This window comes from Rathayibacter tanaceti (assembly GCF_009834165.1).
GTDB classification, from domain to species: Bacteria; Actinomycetota; Actinomycetes; order Actinomycetales; family Microbacteriaceae; genus Rathayibacter; species Rathayibacter tanaceti.
In genome coordinates this window covers 2,208,265-2,225,107 of sequence record NZ_CP047186.1, presented here as the reverse complement: position 1 = coordinate 2,225,107, position 16,843 = coordinate 2,208,265, and the positions used below count along the sequence as shown (strand labels likewise).

The following is a 16,843-nucleotide window of genomic DNA, read 5'->3' as shown; positions in this document are numbered from 1 at the left end:
TCAGGGGTGGCGGTAGCGGTCCGGCGAGATGTCCCACGGATCGCGCCCGAGCAGCTCGGCGACGGCCCGGAACACGTAGCTCTCGATCAGCATCCGCTGGTGCCATTCGTCGCGTCGGTGCAGCTTGGCCAGGCGCTCGATCGGCACCCGGTAGAGCGTGATGCGCCGTGCGGCGTGGTCGACGCGCCATCGGGCGATCCCGGTGCCCTGGAGGCGGGCGGGGTCGACCTCGGGGGTCGCGGCGACGTCGACGCGGAGCCCGACCAGCTCGTCGGGCCACGTGCCGCGGAGATAGTCGATCGCCGAACCGATCGTGGTCTCGAAGAAGTCTGCCCGCGTCTGCAGCAGCGGCAGATGCGGCCCCGTCACCGGGCCGCGGATGCCCCGCCCGTGCCGATCACGAGAGCCCCCGTGCACGGAACCCGCCGATCGTGCGGCGGAACGATGAGCGCGGGGCATGCCTCCAGCCTATTGCTACTGTGGGCGCGATGACCGGACGGCACTGCTCGCGGACGGGCTGCCGAGCGGCGGCCGTCGTCACACTCACCTACGACTACCGCGACTCCCTCGTGGCGGTCGGTCCGCTGAGCCCCGCTCCTGACCCGCACGGCTACGACCTCTGCGCCGAGCACGACCGCCGCCTCCTGGTGCCGCGGGGCTGGCAGACCGTGCGCTTCGGGGTTCCGGCGGAGTCGGAGTCCTCCTAGGAAAGCGGATCCCCTCCCACTAGGACCGCTCGGGGAAGCCGCGTGGCGTGCTCGCGAGCACCGGGGCCAAGCGCTCGAGACGCTGGTCGGCGAGCCGCAGCGCGCCCTCCTCCCGCGCCCGTCGCAGCGCGGCGACCGCCAGGAGGAAGTCCTCGGCGGGAGCGGCGGGCAGCGGCGACACGAACGCGGCGGTCTCCTCGGCGAGAGCGCTCGCGAGCAGGGAGCGCGACGGCTCGGTCATCCCCTCGCGCTGACGGAGGAACTGCGCCAGCCTCCGCGCCAGGGGGTCCGGGAGCCGCGCGGCGTCGGCCGTGACCGCCCATGCCCGCAGCGGCTCCGGCACCTCGACCACCAGAGGCTCCACCCGCGGTACCCGCTCAAGCTGGCTGTGCGTGCCGGCGAGCACATCGCCGAGGCGACGGGAGCGTCGCGAGACGAGCCCGACGACGGCGGCGAGCCCGCCGAAGGTCATCAGGATCTCGATGACGCCGGTGAGACCGCGCACGAGCGCGTGCCGGAAGCCGATCGATCCGCCGTCGTCGCGGACGACGCGCGCTCCCACGACGAGCTTGCCGAGCGAGCGCCCCCGGGTGGCGGTCTCGACGGTCACCGGCACGATCACGATCGACACGACGAGCGCCGCCACCGCGACCGCCGCCGACGCCGCCGGGTCGAGTCCGCCGTCGCCGGACAGGGAGCCGACGAGCAGGAACAGGCCGAGCGCGAGCAGCAGCTCGGCCACGAGATCGACGATCGCGCCGACCGCGCGGAGGACGAAGGAGGCCACGGGAACCTCGAGCGCGATCGCCTCGCCGGTGACGAGGTCGGTGTCGTCGAACAGGTCGGTCCGCTGGTCGTCCACGGTGCTCCTCCCGCTGTTCGGCTCCGGCTCCGGGCCACGGCTCTGGCATCGGGCCACGGCTATCCTGTCAGGAGATGGACATCGACGCTCTCTCGGCCGCCCGCGCACCGCAATGGACGCGACTCGACGAGCTCGCGCGCAAGCGCCGGCTCACCGGTGGCGAGGCCGACGAGCTGGTCGAGCGCTACCAGGCCGCCTCGGCCGATCTCGCCGCTCTCTCGTCGACCGCTGGATCGACCGCTGTCGGCGCACGCCTCGCCGTGACGCTCTCGCGGGCCAGGGGGAGGCTGACCGGCACTCGGGAGGAGCCGCTCGCGGCGATGTCGCGCTTCGTCGTCCTCACGCTCCCGGCGGCGCTCCACCGCCTCCGCTGGCTCACGCTGGCCGTGGCTCTGGCGACCGCGCTGGTGGCGACTCTGTACGCGGTCTGGATCCTGGGCGATCCGCGCCTCCTCGCCGCCCTCGGCGACGACGCGCAGCTGCGCCGCTTCGCGCAGAACGACTTCGTCGACTACTACTCCGAGAACCCCGCAGCCTCCTTCGCGGGCCAGGTCTGGACGAACAACGCCTGGATCGCGGCGCAGTGCGTCGCCTTCGGCATCGTCGGCGTCTACGTGCCGTACATCCTGCTGCAGAACGCACAGAACCTCGGCACCTCCATCGCTGTCATGTTCCACGCGGGCGAGGGCGACACCTTCTTCCTCTACATCGCGCCTCACGGGCAGCTCGAGCTGACAGCCGTCTTCGTCGCTGCCGCCGCGGGTCTGCGGATCTTCTGGGCGTGGATCGCGCCCGGTGCCAGGACTCGGGGGCAGGCGCTGGCCGAGGACGCCCGCAGCCTGTTCACGGTGGCGGTCGGGCTCGTGTTCGTGCTGCTGGTGTCGGGCGTGATCGAGGGCTTCGTCACACCGGCGCCCTGGCCGTGGTGGGTGAAGATCGGGATCGGCGCGCTGGCTCTGACCGCGTTCCTCGTCTACATGGTCGTGGTCGGCGGGCGGGCCGCGCGGGCGGGGGAGACGGGCGACCTCGACCGCTTCGGGGCCGGCTCCCGCAGCATGGCCGCCGGCTGACGGCGCGCGGCCGCCGTCACGGCGCTGCACATCTAGAGCCGCCCCGCGGCCTTCAGCGCGAGATACCGGTCGGCCAGAGCCGGGGGGAGCTTCTCGGGGCTGCCGAGTACCACCTCTCCGCCCAGACGTCGCACGGCGGCCGAGAGGCGCTCGACGTCGGCCAGTGAGCGCTCGGCGGCGGCGGCGGAGTAGACGGCAGCGCGATCCCCGCGGTCGGCGGCCATCCGCTGCAGCTCCGGATCGACGACGCAGGCGACCACGACCGTGTGCACCCGCGTGAGCTGGGGGAGGACGGCGAGCAGGCCCTCGGCCGAGCCGATCGAGTCGAGCGCCGTCAGGACGACCACGAGCGAGCGCTGCGAGGCGAGCGTGCGCACCTGCGCGGGCAGAGCGGCCCAGTCGGTCTCGATGAGCTGCGGCTGCACGGGCGTCAGGGCGTCGACGACGCGGGTCAGCACCTCCGAGCCGGTCGCGCCGTGCACTCGGGCGCGGCGGGCCCGGTCGAAGGCGAGCACGTCGACCCGGTCTCCCGCGGAGGCGGCGAGAGCGGACAGCAGCAGGGACGCCTCGATCGCGGTGTCCAGGCGCGGCTCGTCCTCGATGCGGGCGGCGGAGGTGCGCCCCGTGTCGAGCACGACGATCACGCGCCGGTCGCGCTCGGGCCGCCATGTGCGCACCACCGGCTCGCGACGCCGAGCGGTCGCCCGCCAGTCGAGCGAGCGCACGTCGTCGCCGCGGACGTACTCGCGGAGGCTGTCGAACTCGGTGCCCTGCCCGCGGATCATCACGCTGGTGCGCCCCTCCAGCTCGCGCAGGCGGGCCAGACGGGAGGGCAGGTGCCGGCGGGAGCGGAAGGCGGGCAGCACGCGCACGACCGCAGGGGTGGAGTGGGTGGCCTGGCGGCCGGCCAAACCGAGCGGTCCCCAGGAGCGGACGGTGACGTGCAGCGCGCGGCGCTCGCCCCGCCTCCTCGGCGCCAGTACGGTCGTCACCGCGCGGCGTTCGCCGGGCGGCAGCCGCAGCGGCGAGCGGGTCGCCAGCGCTCCGGCCGACGGCTCCCAGGCGTCGCGGACGAGGCCGGTGATCCGCCTCCGCCCGGTGTTGGTGACCAGGAGGATGGTCTCTGCGCGCTCGCCGAGGCGCACCCGGTCGGGGACGCGCCGCTCCAGAGACACAGCGCGGGCCGAACCCGCGGCGATCAGGTCGACCGCCACGAGAACCGCCCAGACCAGCAGCCACAGGCCGAGCATGGCGAACGCGAGCTCGGCTCGGCCGCCGAGGAGGACGACCGGTACGAGGCCGATGAGGAGGACGAGGACGGAGCGTCCGGTGAGGTGCACGGCTCAGACCGGGACGCGGACCTGCTGCAGAATCCCGCCCAGGACGGACTCGGTGCGCACGCCCTCGAGCTCCGCCTCCGGTTCGAGCTGGAGGCGGTGACGCAGCACCGGGAGGACCATCGCCTGCACGTGGTCGGGCGTGATGGAGCCGTAGCCGTTCAGCCAGGCCCAGGCGCGCGACGCGGCGAGCAGGGCCGTCGAACCGCGCGGGCTCACGCCGAGCTTCACGCTCGGGCTCTCCCGGGTGGCCCGGGCGAGGTCGACGATGTAGCCCAGCACGTCCGCGCCGGCGCCGACCCGCCGCACCGAGGCCTGCGCCGCCCGGAGCCGGCCTGCGTCGAGGACGGGATGCACGCCCGCGGCTCCGAGATCACGCGGGTCGAATCCTGCCGCGTGGCGCGTGAGCACTTCCACCTCGACGTCGCGCGGGGGGACCTCCAGCACGAGCTTGAGCAGGAAGCGGTCGAGCTGCGCCTCGGGCAGCACGTACGTCCCCTCGTACTCGACCGGGTTCTGAGTCGCGGCGACGAGGAACGGGTCGGGCAGGGCGAGGGTCCGACCGTCGACGCTGACCTGCCGCTCCTCCATCGCCTCGAGCAGGGCGGCCTGCGTCTTCGGCGGCGTGCGGTTGATCTCGTCGGCGAGCAGGAGGTTCGTGAACACCGGACCCTCGCGGAAGGCGAAGCCGGAGGTCGATGCGTCGTAGACCAGCGAGCCGGTGATGTCGCCGGGCATCAGGTCCGGCGTGAACTGCACGCGCCGGGTGTCGAGGCCGAGCGAGACCGAGAGCGCGCGAACGAGCAGCGTCTTCGCGACTCCGGGAACGCCCTCGAGCAGCACATGGCCGCCGGCGAGCAGCGCGATCAGCAGGCCGGAGACCGCGCCGTCCTGGCCGACGACCGCACGGCCGACCTCGGCGCGGACACGGTCGAGCTCAGCGCGCAGCTCGTCGTCGGCGAGAGGAGCCGCGTCGTGGCGCGGAGCGGGTGGCGCAGTGGGATCGCTCATCGGAGAGGGCCTTCCGGTCGTCGGTCGGGGGTCGGTGCGAGGGCGGCGCGGAGCGCACTCTCGAAGCGGAGGAGGTCGTCGGACGCGGTCACGAGAGCGGCGTCGTCGTCGGGCTCGTCCTCGACGAGGAGGCGGCGCAGCTCGGCAGGGTCGCGCCCGAGCCGGTCGGCCGCAACGGCGACGACCTCGTCGACTCCGGTCGCGGGGGCCAGGCCGAGCAGTGCGGCGGTGCGGCGCAGCGTGCCAATACGGAGGGAGTCGAGCGCGCGCAGGCGCAGCGAGCCGCGCGCGTAGAGGCGAGCGCGGCCGCGCGCGGTCTCGCTGGCGTGCACGACGACCGGCAGCGGCTCGACGGCCAGGGGGCCGAGCCGCCGGCCGCGCCAGACGGCGGAGGCGACGAACACGGCGACCAGCAGGAGCAGCGCCGGCGTCACCCAGCCCGGGGCGAGGTCGGCGGGATCGACGGGGGCGTCCGCGGCGTCATCGGCAGCGGCCCGATACCAGACCAGGCGGTCCTCGCCGCCGAGCAGGCCGAGCGCGAGAGCGGCCCGGCCCTCGTCGTCGACAGTGCTGTTGCGGAGCAGGTCGGCGTCGCCGACCGCGGTGACGGTGGCGCCTCCCGGGCCGTCGGCGCTGACCAGGGCGAACGCGTCGTCGCCCGTGGGGAAGCAGCCGGTCACGCCCGCGTCGAAGGCACGGTAGCTGCTGCCTCCGGAGGGGAGCGTGCCGGCGCGCTCGGCCGCGGGCAGACCGCAGTCGGCGCGCAGCACTCCCTCGTCGCGGGGGGAGCCGGCGAAGCGGACGCCCGGCAGCAGGGACTCCAGCGCCGCGCCGCCGGGCCGGACGAGGACGACGGAGTCCGATGCGAAGGCGAGCCGGCGGTACTGCTCCTCCTCCAGCGCGGTCTCCGGATCGTCGACGAGGAGCGTCGCCCCCGGAGCGAGAGCGGAGAGAGCGGAGGCGAGGTCGTCGGCGCGCACCACCTCGACGCCCTCCTCGCGGAGCACCTGCGCCACAGCGCGCGCGCCGTCCGGTGCCGCACTGTCGACGTCGAGGTCGGGAGCCGGGACGCGGGCACCGGTGCCGACGATGAGCAGGAGGGTGCCGACGGCGACGATCCCGACGAGCACCGCCCAGATCCGGCCGCGCCGCAGCATCGCCCCGAGCGTCGGAGTCGTGACCGAGTCGACGCTCATCGGGCGGCCCCGAGCGCGTCGAGGGCGGGCGACACGGCGGCGAGCTCGCGATCGAGCGCGACGACCCGCTCGTACTCGTCGGGTCCGCACGGCAGTCCGAGGTAGCGCACGCGGTCGAAATCATCCGCTGCTCCCCGCAGCGCCGCTGCCGAGGAGGGGAAGGCCGCCGACGCGCGCAGCGCCAGACCGTGCGCCGTGGTGCCCGGAGACACCCGCAGCACGGTCCGCTCGTCGAGCGAGCGCACCAGGGCCCGGAAGCGCTCGACGAGGGCCTCGTCCCAGGCGCCCCGTGCGGCCGCCGCCTCGGCGAGGGAGCGGAGCGTCGCGGCCGAGCGTGAGTCGTCGTCGGCGAGCACCGCGCCCGTGACGCCGCTGCGACGGGCCGCGCGCGGCCGTCCCGCGATCAGCAGGGCCGCCACGACGAGCGCCACCAGCACGAGCACGCCGATCACGGCGGCCACCGGCAGCGGCGGGCCGTCGCCCTGCAGGGTCAGGGAGGTGAACCAGTCGCGGATCGCCTGCACCACCCGGTCGAACAGGCTCGGCTCGGCCGCACGGTAGCGGGCATTGGCGAGCTCCTCCAGAAGCAGGCGGCGCGCCTGCTCCGCGTCGGGATCGAGAGGGACCGCCGGCAGGATCACGAGCGCTCCGGCACCGGGAAGGGGTCGGCGGAGGCGCGACCCGCCGCCCGCTCCTCGACGTGCCGCATCAGCACCAGGTCGAAGCCCTCGCGGCGCATCCGCCGGTCGAGGTAGAGCAGCCCGGTCACGGCGGACTGCAGCACGGTCCCGACCGCGCCGATGACGAACCCGATGGCGACCGAGACGATCGAGACGATGATCGAGGTCGTGCCCTGCGCGTCCGGATCGGTCGGCGCGACCAGTGACCCCGCGATCGGGATCAGGATGCTGAACGGGGTCGCCACCACCTGACCGGCGACCTGGACGATGACCGTCATCAGGGCGAGCGCGCCGCAGGTGCGCCAGAAGCCGCCCGCGACCAGTCGCCACGAGCGGGCGACGGCGCGGCGCAGCGGCAGCCGCTCCAGCACGATCAGGCTCGGCACGAGGGCGAGTTTCGTGCCCAGCCAGATCCCGAGCGCGAGCGCGACGAGCCCCGCTCCGATCAGCACCAGGATCCCCCCGACGATCGCGCTGGAGGCGCCGTCCTGCGCGCCCAGGACGAACAGCGGCGCCGCGAGCCCCGCGACCAGCAGCACGAGCAGAAGAAGGCCGAGACCCTGGAGGAGGGTCCACGCGATCAGCGCCGCGAACCGCCCCCGGAGCCGGGCGAGCAGTCGGCGGAGCGTGGAACGCTCACCGAGGACGCCGCGGGAGACCTCGAGGACGACGACGCCCTGCACGAGCGCGCCGGTGGCGAGGGAGACGCTGAGAGGGATGAGCGCCGCGAGGATCACGATCGCGAGGGAGCCGGCGCCGACGGCGTCGCGGTCCGCCGTCTCCGCCTGGGCGATGCGCCCGACAGCGAGTACGGCGATCAGGCCGTAGACCGCGAGCGCGAGCACCGAGCCGAGCCCCTGGACGAGAAGCGCCACCCCGAGGGTCGTCCGGGGGCTGCGCCGCAGGACCTGGAACGGCGCTCCAAGCAGGGTGCCGAAGCCGAGCGGACGCAATGGCACGAGTCCGGGCCTGGGCGGGGGAGTCCAGCCCGGCCCTGGGCCCTGCCCGGCGCCGGACGCGACGGGCGGGGCGGAGGCGATCGGAGCGGCGGGTGGGACCGGCGGGCGGCGCGGCGCCTCCTTCGCAGAGGAGCCGTCGTCGGGACGGCCTGCGGGCGGCGGCCACTGAGCTGCGTCGGTCATCCCTCCCATGCTGTCACAGGCGGGCCGGAGCGATCCTCCCGGTGGCGGATCATCCTGCACCGCTCGGCCGCGGTGCGTCCGGCCGCGAGGCGGTGCAGAGCCTCCCCGCCCGTGCGGTGCCGCGTCGGTTAGCCTGAGTCGGTCACCGTGTGCGCCGCTGGGCGGATGCGACCCGAGACGAGGAAGAGCAGACCCATGAGCCCGCGCATTCTGGTGGTCGACGACGACGCCGCCCTGGCCGAGATGATCGGCATCGTGCTGCGGGCCGAGGACTACGAGGTCTTCTTCTGCGCCGACGGATCGGGCGCCCTCGAGGCCTTCCGCCGGGCCCGGCCGGATCTCGTCCTGCTCGACCTGATGCTGCCCGGCATCGACGGGATCGAGGTCTGCCGCGCGATCCGCGCCGAGTCCGGTGTGCCGGTCATCATGCTCACCGCCAAGTCCGACACCTCCGACGTCGTGCAGGGCCTCGAGTCCGGCGCCGACGACTACATGGTGAAGCCCTTCGACCCCAAGGAGCTCGTGGCGCGGATCAAAACCCGCCTGCGCCCGGCGGTCGTCGCCGCCAACGCCGTGCTCCAGGTCGGCGACCTCAGCCTCGACGTGGCCGGGCACGAGGTCCGCCGCGGTGAGGAGCGGATCGGCCTCACGCCGCTCGAGTTCGACCTGCTCCTCGCGCTCGCCTCCAAGCCCCAGCAGGTGTTCACCCGCGAGATGCTGCTCGAACAGGTCTGGGGCTACCACTACAAGGCAGACACCCGTCTCGTGAACGTCCACGTGCAGCGGCTGCGCGCGAAGGTCGAGAAGGACCCCGACGATCCGCGGATCGTGACGACCGTGCGCGGAGTCGGCTACCGCGCCGGCGCCGTGATCCCGAGCTGACCGTGGCCCGGCTCGCCGCTCCCGCGCTGCGCCTCTGGCCGCGCCGCGTCCTCGGAGTCTGGCGCCGGTCGCTCCAGTTCCGCGCAGTGGCGATCACGGTGCTGCTCAGCGGCATCGCCATCGGCTCGACCGGCGTCTACCTCTCGTACAGCATCAGCGACAACCTCTTCCAGTCGCGGCTCACCCAGGTCACCGGAGACACGTCGCGCGCGACCCGCGCGGCCCAGGGCTACCTCGATGCGGCGACGGTGTCCTCCCGGCAGGACATGGAGGAGGTGATGAGCTCGGTGCGCACGGCCGTCCGCGACGCCTCCTCCTCCGCTCTGATCGCGGTCGTCCGCGCGCCGGACCAGGAGGCCTCACCGCTCGCCCCGCAGGACATCTACAACCGCGAGCTGCAGGACGGGGTGATCAGCGACGACCTGCGCGAGCGGGTCCAGGCCGGCTCCGACGGCCAGTACTGGCAGTCGGTGACTCTCGACGCCTCCGGGCAGGAGCAGCCGGGGATCCTGGTCGGCTCGACCCTCCAGCTGCCGAGCTCGGCCGGGCGCTACGAGCTCTACATCGGCTACTCGCTCGCCGATGCCGAGCGCACCCTGCAGTTCGTTCAGCAGGTGCTCAACGTTGCGGGGATCCTGCTCATCCTCCTGATCGGGGCGGTCAGCTGGGTCGTGGTGCGGATCGTGGTGGCACCCGTCCGGGTCGCTGCGCAGACGAGCCAGCGCCTCTCGGCCGGCGATCTCGATGTGCGGATCCCGGAGCGCGGGCAGGACGTGATCGCCACCCTCGCCCGCTCCTTCAACGGCATGGCCGACAGCCTCCAGGACCGCATCAGTGAGCTCGCGACCCTCAGCCGCGTGCAGCAGCGCTTCGTCTCGGACGTTTCGCACGAGCTCCGGACGCCGTTGACGACCATGAAGCTCGCGGGCGATGTGCTCTACGACCAGCGCGAGGGCTTCCCGCCCGTCGCCGAGCGCACCGTCGAGCTGCTGCACGGGCAGATCGGCCGGTTCGAGAGCCTCCTGGCCGACCTGCTCGAGATCTCGCGCCACGACGCCGGTTCGGCCGAGCTCGAGCTCGAGCCGGTCAATCTCGTGCGGCTCGCCGGCGACGAGATCGAGGCGATGCGCGGGATCGCCGAGGCGAACGGCTCGCGGCTCACGCTCTCGGCCCCGGGCGGCTACTTCGACGCCGATCTCGATCCGCGCCGCATCCGCCGGATCGTGCGCAACCTGCTCGGCAACGCGATCGAGCACGGCGACGGCCGCGAGATCGTCGTGACCGTCGACAGCACCGCCACCGCCGTCGCCCTCGCGGTGCGCGACTACGGGCACGGAATGACGGCCGAGGAGGTGGTGCGCGTGTTCGACCGCTTCTGGCGCGCCGACCCGTCGCGCCGCCGCACCCTCGGTGGCACGGGCCTCGGCCTCTCGATCGCCCAGGAGGACACCGCCCTGCATCACGGCTGGCTCCAGGTCTGGTCGCTGCCCGGCCGCGGGGCCTGCTTCCGGCTCACCGTTCCTCGGCACCGGGGCGAGCGGATCGACTCCTCGCCGCTCCCGCTGCCCCCGGTCGACGCGGGCGAGCAGGCGTACAGCGGGCCGATCGTCCTCCCGCCGCAGGCCGCTGCGCAGACGGAGGCGCCCGCCGGAACGGCCGGGGTGCTGCCGTGAGGCGGGGCGCGCTCCGGGCTGCCGCGGTCGCTGCGCTGCTCGCCCTCGGTCTGGCCGGCTGTGCGGGTATCCCGCGCGCCGGCGACGTGGGGGTGGGTCGCCCCGACACAGCGCCGCAGGACCTCCAGTACGACTTCCTCCCGTCAGGTCCCGCCGCCGGTGCGTCGCAGCGCGACATCCTCACCGGATTCATCGACGCGGCGTCGAGCCCGCAGAACAACTACAAGATCGCCCGCGAGTTCCTCTCGACCGGAGCCGACTGGACGCCGGGAGAGCACGTGACGGTCGACGAGGGCCAGCGCTCCGCCTCTGGGCAGTCGGCCTCGACCCTCTCGCTCACGATCACTCCGGTCGCCGAGGTCGACGGCACCGGCGTCTACACCGATGTCGCGACCACGGCCGCCCTCACTCTCGACTACGGCTTCGTGCAGGAGAACGGCGAGTGGCGCATCAGCGCGCCGCCGAGCGGGGTGGTCATCGACCGCACCACGTTCGAGCAGGTCTTCTCGACGCACGCGCTCTACTTCTTCGATCCGAGCTATCGCTACCTCGTGCCCGACCTGCGCTGGTTCGCTTCGCGGGCGGACAGCTCGACCAGCACGACGATCGTGACGGAGCTGCTGCGCGGGCCGACTCCCTGGCTGCGGGACTCCGCCGCAGTCGTCTCGGCCTTCCCGACCGGCACGGCGCTCGCCGCCGAGACGGTGCCGGTGGAGTCGCAACGCGCCGTCGTCGACCTGAACTCGGCCGCGCTGGAGGCCGATCAGCGCCAGTGGCGGCTGATGTCCCTCCAGCTGAACCGCAGCCTCGCCAACGTCTCGAACGTCACCGGAGTCGCGCTCTCGGTCGAGCAGAATCCGATCGACATCCCCACCCAGGTCTCCGGCCTGCCGACGGCTCCTCGCGTCGACACCCGGCCGCTGGTGCTCACCGACGACGGCTTCGGGTTCCTCGCCTCCTCCGGCCTCGCCGAGATCGGCGTCTCCGAGCGCGTCCAGGCCCTCGATCCCCGGGCGGCCGTCCTCGGCGAGCAGCGCGGCGCCGACTCCGACGCGCCTGCCGCCGTGCTCTCGAACGCCGGGGTGACCCTGGTGGACCCGGGCGGAGGCGGTGTGCTGCTCGATGCTCGGACCGGCCTGGTCGCGCCCACCATCGACCCTCTCGGCTACGTCTGGTCGGTGCCCTCGACATCGCCCGGGCAGCTGGTCGCGTACTCGGCCGACGGCTCCCGCTCGATGCAGGTCGCGACCGCGTGGAGCGAGATCGACTCCCTCGCCTCCCTCGCCGTCTCGCGCGACGGCACGAGGATGCTCGCGCTGGCGCAGGACGGGCAGCAGGCCACCGTCCTCGTGGCGGGCATCACCCGCGCGCAGGACGGTGACCCCATCGCCATCGGTGAGCCGGTGGTGCTCCGTTCCGTGCTCGGCACCGCCGTCGCCGCGGCGTGGACCGACGAGCTCGACGTGGTCTCCGTGGTCCGGGGATCGACGGGGGAGGACGCCGTCACCCTGAACCTGATCGGCGGGGGAGCCACTGCGCTCGGCACGACGACCGGCACCGTGCAGATCGCCGCAGGCAACGCGTCGACGCAGATCCGCATCCTGGCCGAGGGCGGTGAGCTCCGGCAGCAGCGCGGCTCGGCGTGGCAGACCGTCGCGACCGATGTCGACCTGCTCGCGACGCAGACCGGCATGGGGTCCTGAACGCTCCTCCCCAGGCCGATCCCGGTGTCCGATCGTCGCGTCCGGCCGCCTGCGCCGCCCGCGCAGTCCACAGGAGCGGCACCGTGGAGGGATGCTGCGCGACCACCTCCTCGACGCCCTCGCCGTCCTTCTCCCGCTCGACTGCCCCGCCTGCGGCAGCCCCTGCTCGCGGGCGCCGTGCTCCGGCTGCACGGCCGAGCTCACCGGCGCGGCGGTCCTCCAGCGGCGCTCGCTCGGCCCGCCGGACGACCCGCTCGATGTCGCAACGGGCGCTCCCTACGCGGGCGTGGTGCGCAGGCTCGTCGTCGCGGTCAAGGAGGAGGGCCGGACCGCCGCGGTCCCCGCTCTGGGCGCTGTGCTCCGGCCGGCCCTCGGCGCGGCGCTCGCAGGCCGGCGGGTGGCGCTGATCGCCCCGCCGAGCTCCTCCGCGAGCCGGGTGCGCCGTGGCGTCGATCCCGTCGCGCTGCTGGTGAGCGCGGCAGGCGGGAGCCTCGGGCCGTCGCTCGCCCGCACTCGGGTGGTACGAGACCAGGTGGGGCTCGGCCGGGTCGAGCGCAGCAGCAACCTCGATGGGGCCTTCCGCGCACGCCGACCCCTCTCGACCTCGTCGCCGATCGTGCTGGTCGACGATGTCGTCACGTCGGGCGCCACCCTGCTCGAGCTGCGCCGCGCCGTGCGCGCAGCCGGTGGCACGGTGCTCGGCGCGGCGGCGCTCGCCGGGACACCGCTGCGATCGGAGGCCGTACCAGCAGCACCCCCAGGAACTCCCGGTGCCGATCCGGGGGCCGGGGTCTACGGTGGGGGCACGGCGTGAACGGTCCGCCCCGGAGAAAGGCGGCACGCCGTACTCGACTGGGAGGTTGTCATGGACATCGACATCACAGGACGCAACATCGACATCACCGACCGCTTCCGCGCGTATGCGACGGAGAAGTCGGACAAGGTCGCGCACCTCGCCGATCGTGCTCTCGCGCTCGAGATCAAGGCGAGCCGGCACGCCGAGGGCAAGGGCTCGAGCGGCGGCGACCGGGTGGAGCTCACGCTGATCGGCAAGGGGCCCGTCGTGCGGGCAGAGGCGAGCGGAGCCGACAAGTACGCGGCCTTCGACATCGCCATCGGGCGCCTCCTCGAACGGGTGAGACGCGCCAAGGACCGCAAGAAGGTCCATCGGGGCCAGCATCGGCCGACCTCGCTCCGGGATGCGGCCGCCGACGACTTCAGCGTCGTCGCGATCCAGCCCGCCGACGCCGCGGTGCTGGAGCAGCTCAGCACCGGGGTCGTGCCCGTCCAGGAGGCACCCGAGCCGGCGGAGGACGAGGTGGAGGAGCCGTACTGCCCCGTCGTCATCCGCAAGAAGGTCTTCCCCTCCGTGTCGATGACGGTCGACGACGCCGTCGACTACATGGAGCTCGTGGGTCACGACTTCTACCTCTTCATCGACTCCGAGACCGACCGCCCGAGCGTCGTCTACCGTCGCAAGGGCTGGGACTACGGGGTGATCGGTCTCGGCGACGAGGCCGACGCGCTCTCCGAGCAGGCCGCCGGCTGAGGTCGGCGCCCCGCACAGAGGGCCCCGGAGCGAGCCGCTCCGGGGCCCTCCTCGTCCCGGACCCGGTGAGCCGCCCGGGAGTCCGCCCAGGGCGGACGCGACGCCCGGGCAGCGCACGGCCCGCCCCGGCTAGGCTGGTCGGGGTCCGCGCTCCGGCGTGCGACTCCTGTCTTCTACTTATTTGGAGTACCCGTGGCCTCTGTCCTCGAAAAGGTCCTTCGCGTCGGGGAGGGGCGGGTCATCCGCCGCCTCGAGAACTACGCGAAGGCCGTCAACGCCCTCGAAGAGGACTTCACGCACCTCAGCGACGAGGAGTTGAAGAACGAGACCGTCGAGCTGCGCGAGCGCTACTCGAACGGCGAGACCCTCGACGACCTCCTCCCGGAGGCGTTCGCCGCCGTCCGTGAGGCCTCGCGCCGCACGCTCGGCCTCCGCCACTTCGACGTGCAGCTCATGGGCGGCGCCGCCCTGCACCTGGGCAACATCGCCGAGATGAAGACCGGAGAGGGCAAGACCCTCGTCGCGACCCTCCCGGCCTACCTCAACGCCATCGCCAGCCGCGGCGTGCACATCGTGACGGTCAACGACTTCCTCGCGTCCTACCAGTCCGAGCTCATGGGCCGCGTCTTCCGCGCCCTCGGCATGACGACCGGCGTGATCCTCTCGGGTCAGACCCCGGAGCAGCGCCGCGAGCAGTACGCGGCCGACATCACCTACGGCACGAACAACGAGTTCGGCTTCGACTACCTCCGCGACAACATGGCCTGGCAGGCGCAGGACATGGTCCAGCGCGGTCACTTCTACGCGATCGTCGACGAGGTCGACTCCATCCTCATCGACGAGGCCCGCACCCCGCTGATCATCTCCGGCCCGGCGTCGGGTGAGGCCAACCGCTGGTTCGCCGAGTTCGCCAACCTCGCCAAGCGCCTCGTCGAGGACGAGGACTTCGAGGTCGACGAGAAGAAGCGCACCGTCGGCGTGCTCGAGCCCGGAATCGAGAAGGTCGAGGACTACCTCGGCATCGACAACCTCTACGAGTCGGCGAACACTCCGCTCATCTCGTTCCTCAACAACGCGATCAAGGCGCGCGCGCTGTTCAAGAAGGACAAGGACTACGTCGTGCTCAACGGCGAGGTCCTGATCGTCGACGAGCACACCGGCCGCATCCTCGCCGGTCGCCGCTACAACGAGGGCATCCACCAGGCCATCGAGGCGAAGGAGGGTGTGCAGGTCAAGGCGGAGAACCAGACCCTCGCCACCGTCACGCTGCAGAACTACTTCCGCCTCTACTCCAAGCTCTCCGGCATGACCGGCACGGCCGAGACCGAGGCAGCCGAGTTCATGTCGACCTACAAGCTCGGCGTGGTCCCGATCCCGACGAACCGCAAGATGCAGCGCATCGACAACGCCGACCTCGTCTACAAGAACGAGGAGGTCAAATTCGCCCAGGTCGTGGAGGACATCGCGGAGCGCCACGCGGCCGGGCAGCCCGTCCTCGTCGGCACGACCAGCGTCGAGAAGAGCGAGTACCTCTCGCGCCTGCTCGCCAAGAAGGGCGTGCGCCACGAGGTCCTGAACGCGAAGAACCACGCGCGGGAGGCGGCGATCGTCGCGCAGGCCGGCCGCCTGGGCGCCGTCACCGTGGCGACGAACATGGCTGGTCGCGGCACCGACATCATGCTCGGCGGCAACGCCGAGTTCCTCGCGGTCGCAGAGCTGTCCGGCAAGGGCCTCAGCCCCTCGGAGACTCCTGAGGAGTACGAGGCCGCCTGGGACGACGTGTTCGCTGCCGTGAAGGCGAAGGTCGCCGAGGAGGCGGAGAAGGTCCAGGCCGCCGGCGGTCTCTACGTGCTCGGCACGGAGCGGCACGAGTCACGTCGCATCGACAACCAGCTCCGCGGCCGTTCCGGCCGCCAGGGCGACCCCGGCGAGAGCCGGTTCTACCTGTCGTTGACCGACGATCTGATGCGCCTGTTCAACTCGGGGGCGGCCGAGGCTTTGATGGGGCGCGGCAACGTCCCCGACGACATCGCGATCGAGTCGAAGGTCGTCTCGCGCGCCATCCGCAGCGCTCAGTCGCAGGTCGAGGCGCGCAACGCTGAGATCCGCAAGAACGTCCTCAAGTACGACGATGTCCTCAACCGCCAGCGCGAGGCCATCTACTCCGACCGCCGCCACATCCTCGAGGGCGACGATCTCCACGAGCGCACCCAGAAGTTCCTCGTCGACGTGATCGACGAGATCCTCGAGGTGCACACCGGTGAGGGCAACGGCGACGACTGGGACTTCGACGCCCTCTGGACCGAGCTGAAGACGCTTTACCCGATCAGCCTCACGATCGACGAGGTCGTGCAGGAGGCGGGCAGCCGCGGCCGCATCAACCGGGAGTTCATGCGCCGCGAGATCCTCTCGGATGCGACGCTCGCCTATCAGCGCCGCGAGGAGCAGCTCGGCTCCGTGGCCATGCGGGAGCTCGAGCGCCGCGTCGTGCTCTCGGTGATCGACCGCCGCTGGCGCGACCACCTCTACGAGATGGACTACCTCAAGGACGGCATCGGCCTGCGCGCGATGGCGCAGCGCGACCCGCTGGTCGAGTACCAGCGGGAGGGCTTCGCGCTGTTCCAGCAGATGATGGGCCAGATCCGCGAGGAGACCGTCGGCTTCCTGTTCAACCTCGAGGTCGAGGTCACCCAGAAGCAGGGCGAGGTCGCCGGAGTCGCCGCCAAGGGTCTCTCGCAGCCCGTCGCTCCCGCCGAGAAGCTCAGCTATTCGGCGCCGAGCGATTCGGGAGGGGTCGAGGTGCGCAACCAGCGTGGCCAGGTGCAGCAGGCTGCCACGGCCAAGGCCCGCGCCGAGGAGACCCGCAAGGCCCAGCCCGAGGGCGAGCCCGAGAGCGCGGCGACCACGGGGGCGTTCGGCCAGAAGTCCGGCGGCTCCGAGGCTGTTCCCGCTAACCGGGAGGAGCGTCGCGCGCAGGCAAAGCGCCGCTGAGCCCCGTCCCGGACGACGTCGGCCCCGGTCCCGCAGCACG

Annotated in this window: 15 protein-coding genes; 8 read left to right on the top strand and 7 right to left on the bottom strand. The window is 72.7% G+C overall.

All coding sequences use genetic code 11. The annotated features are described in order from the left end of the window. Window positions 1-459 carry a metallopeptidase family protein gene (locus GSU10_RS10375; RefSeq protein WP_068213307.1) on the bottom strand — a complete coding sequence of 153 codons (459 nt, stop codon included), beginning with the start codon at window positions 457-459 and terminating at the stop codon, window positions 1-3. A gap of 29 nt (window positions 460-488) precedes the next feature. Between GSU10_RS10375 and GSU10_RS10370 the strand changes: the two genes are divergently transcribed. Then, complete coding sequence (locus GSU10_RS10370) at window positions 489-707, top strand: DUF3499 family protein (protein WP_082845299.1); 219 nt, start codon at window positions 489-491, stop codon at window positions 705-707. Window positions 708-726: 19 nt separating this feature from the next. Here GSU10_RS10370 and GSU10_RS10365 read toward each other — a convergent pair whose 3' ends face one another. Next, window positions 727-1,569, bottom strand: a complete 843-nt coding sequence (locus tag GSU10_RS10365) for an RDD family protein (RefSeq protein WP_068213314.1) — start codon at window positions 1,567-1,569, stop codon at window positions 727-729. A 74-nt stretch (window positions 1,570-1,643) separates the two neighbouring features. On the opposite strand from GSU10_RS10365, the gene GSU10_RS10360 reads away from it, so the two are divergent. Next, window positions 1,644-2,639 (top strand): stage II sporulation protein M, encoded by a 996-nt coding sequence (locus GSU10_RS10360; protein ID WP_132504019.1) that lies wholly within the window; start codon window positions 1,644-1,646, stop codon window positions 2,637-2,639. Window positions 2,640-2,671: 32 nt separating this feature from the next. On the opposite strand, the gene GSU10_RS10355 is transcribed toward GSU10_RS10360, so the two are convergent. From GSU10_RS10355 to GSU10_RS10335, 5 genes are read right to left on the bottom strand one after another with little or no spacing between them, the layout of a single operon-like run. Beyond that, complete coding sequence (locus GSU10_RS10355; protein WP_068213556.1) at window positions 2,672-3,979, bottom strand: DUF58 domain-containing protein; 1,308 nt, start codon at window positions 3,977-3,979, stop codon at window positions 2,672-2,674. Between the two features lie 3 nt (window positions 3,980-3,982). Continuing rightward, window positions 3,983-4,987, bottom strand: a complete 1,005-nt coding sequence (locus tag GSU10_RS10350; RefSeq protein WP_068213558.1) for an AAA family ATPase — start codon at window positions 4,985-4,987, stop codon at window positions 3,983-3,985. Beyond that, complete coding sequence (locus tag GSU10_RS10345; RefSeq protein ID WP_132504021.1) at window positions 4,984-6,183, bottom strand: DUF4350 domain-containing protein; 1,200 nt, start codon at window positions 6,181-6,183, stop codon at window positions 4,984-4,986. The genes GSU10_RS10350 and GSU10_RS10345 overlap by 4 nt, the downstream gene beginning before the upstream one ends. Further along, on the bottom strand, window positions 6,180-6,824 hold the full coding sequence (locus GSU10_RS10340; RefSeq protein ID WP_132504023.1) for a DUF4129 domain-containing protein: 645 nt from the start codon (window positions 6,822-6,824) through the stop codon (window positions 6,180-6,182). The genes GSU10_RS10345 and GSU10_RS10340 overlap by 4 nt, the downstream gene beginning before the upstream one ends. After that, window positions 6,821-8,005, bottom strand: coding sequence for a DUF7847 domain-containing protein (locus GSU10_RS10335; protein ID WP_132504025.1), 1,185 nt, complete (start codon window positions 8,003-8,005; stop codon window positions 6,821-6,823). The genes GSU10_RS10340 and GSU10_RS10335 overlap by 4 nt, the downstream gene beginning before the upstream one ends. 195 nt (window positions 8,006-8,200) lie before the next feature. On the opposite strand from GSU10_RS10335, the gene mtrA reads away from it, so the two are divergent. The 6 genes from mtrA (at window position 8,201) to secA (ending at window position 16,803) form a co-directional block, all read left to right on the top strand. Then, window positions 8,201-8,887 carry an MtrAB system response regulator MtrA gene (gene mtrA / locus GSU10_RS10330; protein WP_132504027.1) on the top strand — a complete coding sequence of 229 codons (687 nt, stop codon included), beginning with the start codon at window positions 8,201-8,203 and terminating at the stop codon, window positions 8,885-8,887. A 2-nt stretch (window positions 8,888-8,889) separates the two neighbouring features. Next, window positions 8,890-10,560, top strand: a complete 1,671-nt coding sequence (gene mtrB / locus GSU10_RS10325; protein ID WP_241972872.1) for an MtrAB system histidine kinase MtrB — start codon at window positions 8,890-8,892, stop codon at window positions 10,558-10,560. Beyond that, on the top strand, window positions 10,557-12,263 hold the full coding sequence (locus GSU10_RS10320; RefSeq protein WP_068212950.1) for an LpqB family beta-propeller domain-containing protein: 1,707 nt from the start codon (window positions 10,557-10,559) through the stop codon (window positions 12,261-12,263). Before mtrB ends, GSU10_RS10320 begins: the two co-directional genes overlap by 4 nt. A gap of 91 nt (window positions 12,264-12,354) precedes the next feature. Further along, on the top strand, window positions 12,355-13,077 hold the full coding sequence (locus tag GSU10_RS10315; RefSeq protein ID WP_132504031.1) for a ComF family protein: 723 nt from the start codon (window positions 12,355-12,357) through the stop codon (window positions 13,075-13,077). 51 nt (window positions 13,078-13,128) lie between these two features. Beyond that, on the top strand, window positions 13,129-13,812 hold the full coding sequence (gene hpf, locus GSU10_RS10310) for a ribosome hibernation-promoting factor, HPF/YfiA family (RefSeq protein WP_068212448.1): 684 nt from the start codon (window positions 13,129-13,131) through the stop codon (window positions 13,810-13,812). Between the two features lie 192 nt (window positions 13,813-14,004). Beyond that, the gene (secA, locus tag GSU10_RS10305; protein ID WP_068212446.1) at window positions 14,005-16,803 is read left to right on the top strand and encodes a preprotein translocase subunit SecA; all 2,799 of its coding nucleotides are present in this window, start codon (window positions 14,005-14,007) and stop codon (window positions 16,801-16,803) included. Window positions 16,804-16,843: the final 40 nt, after the last annotated feature.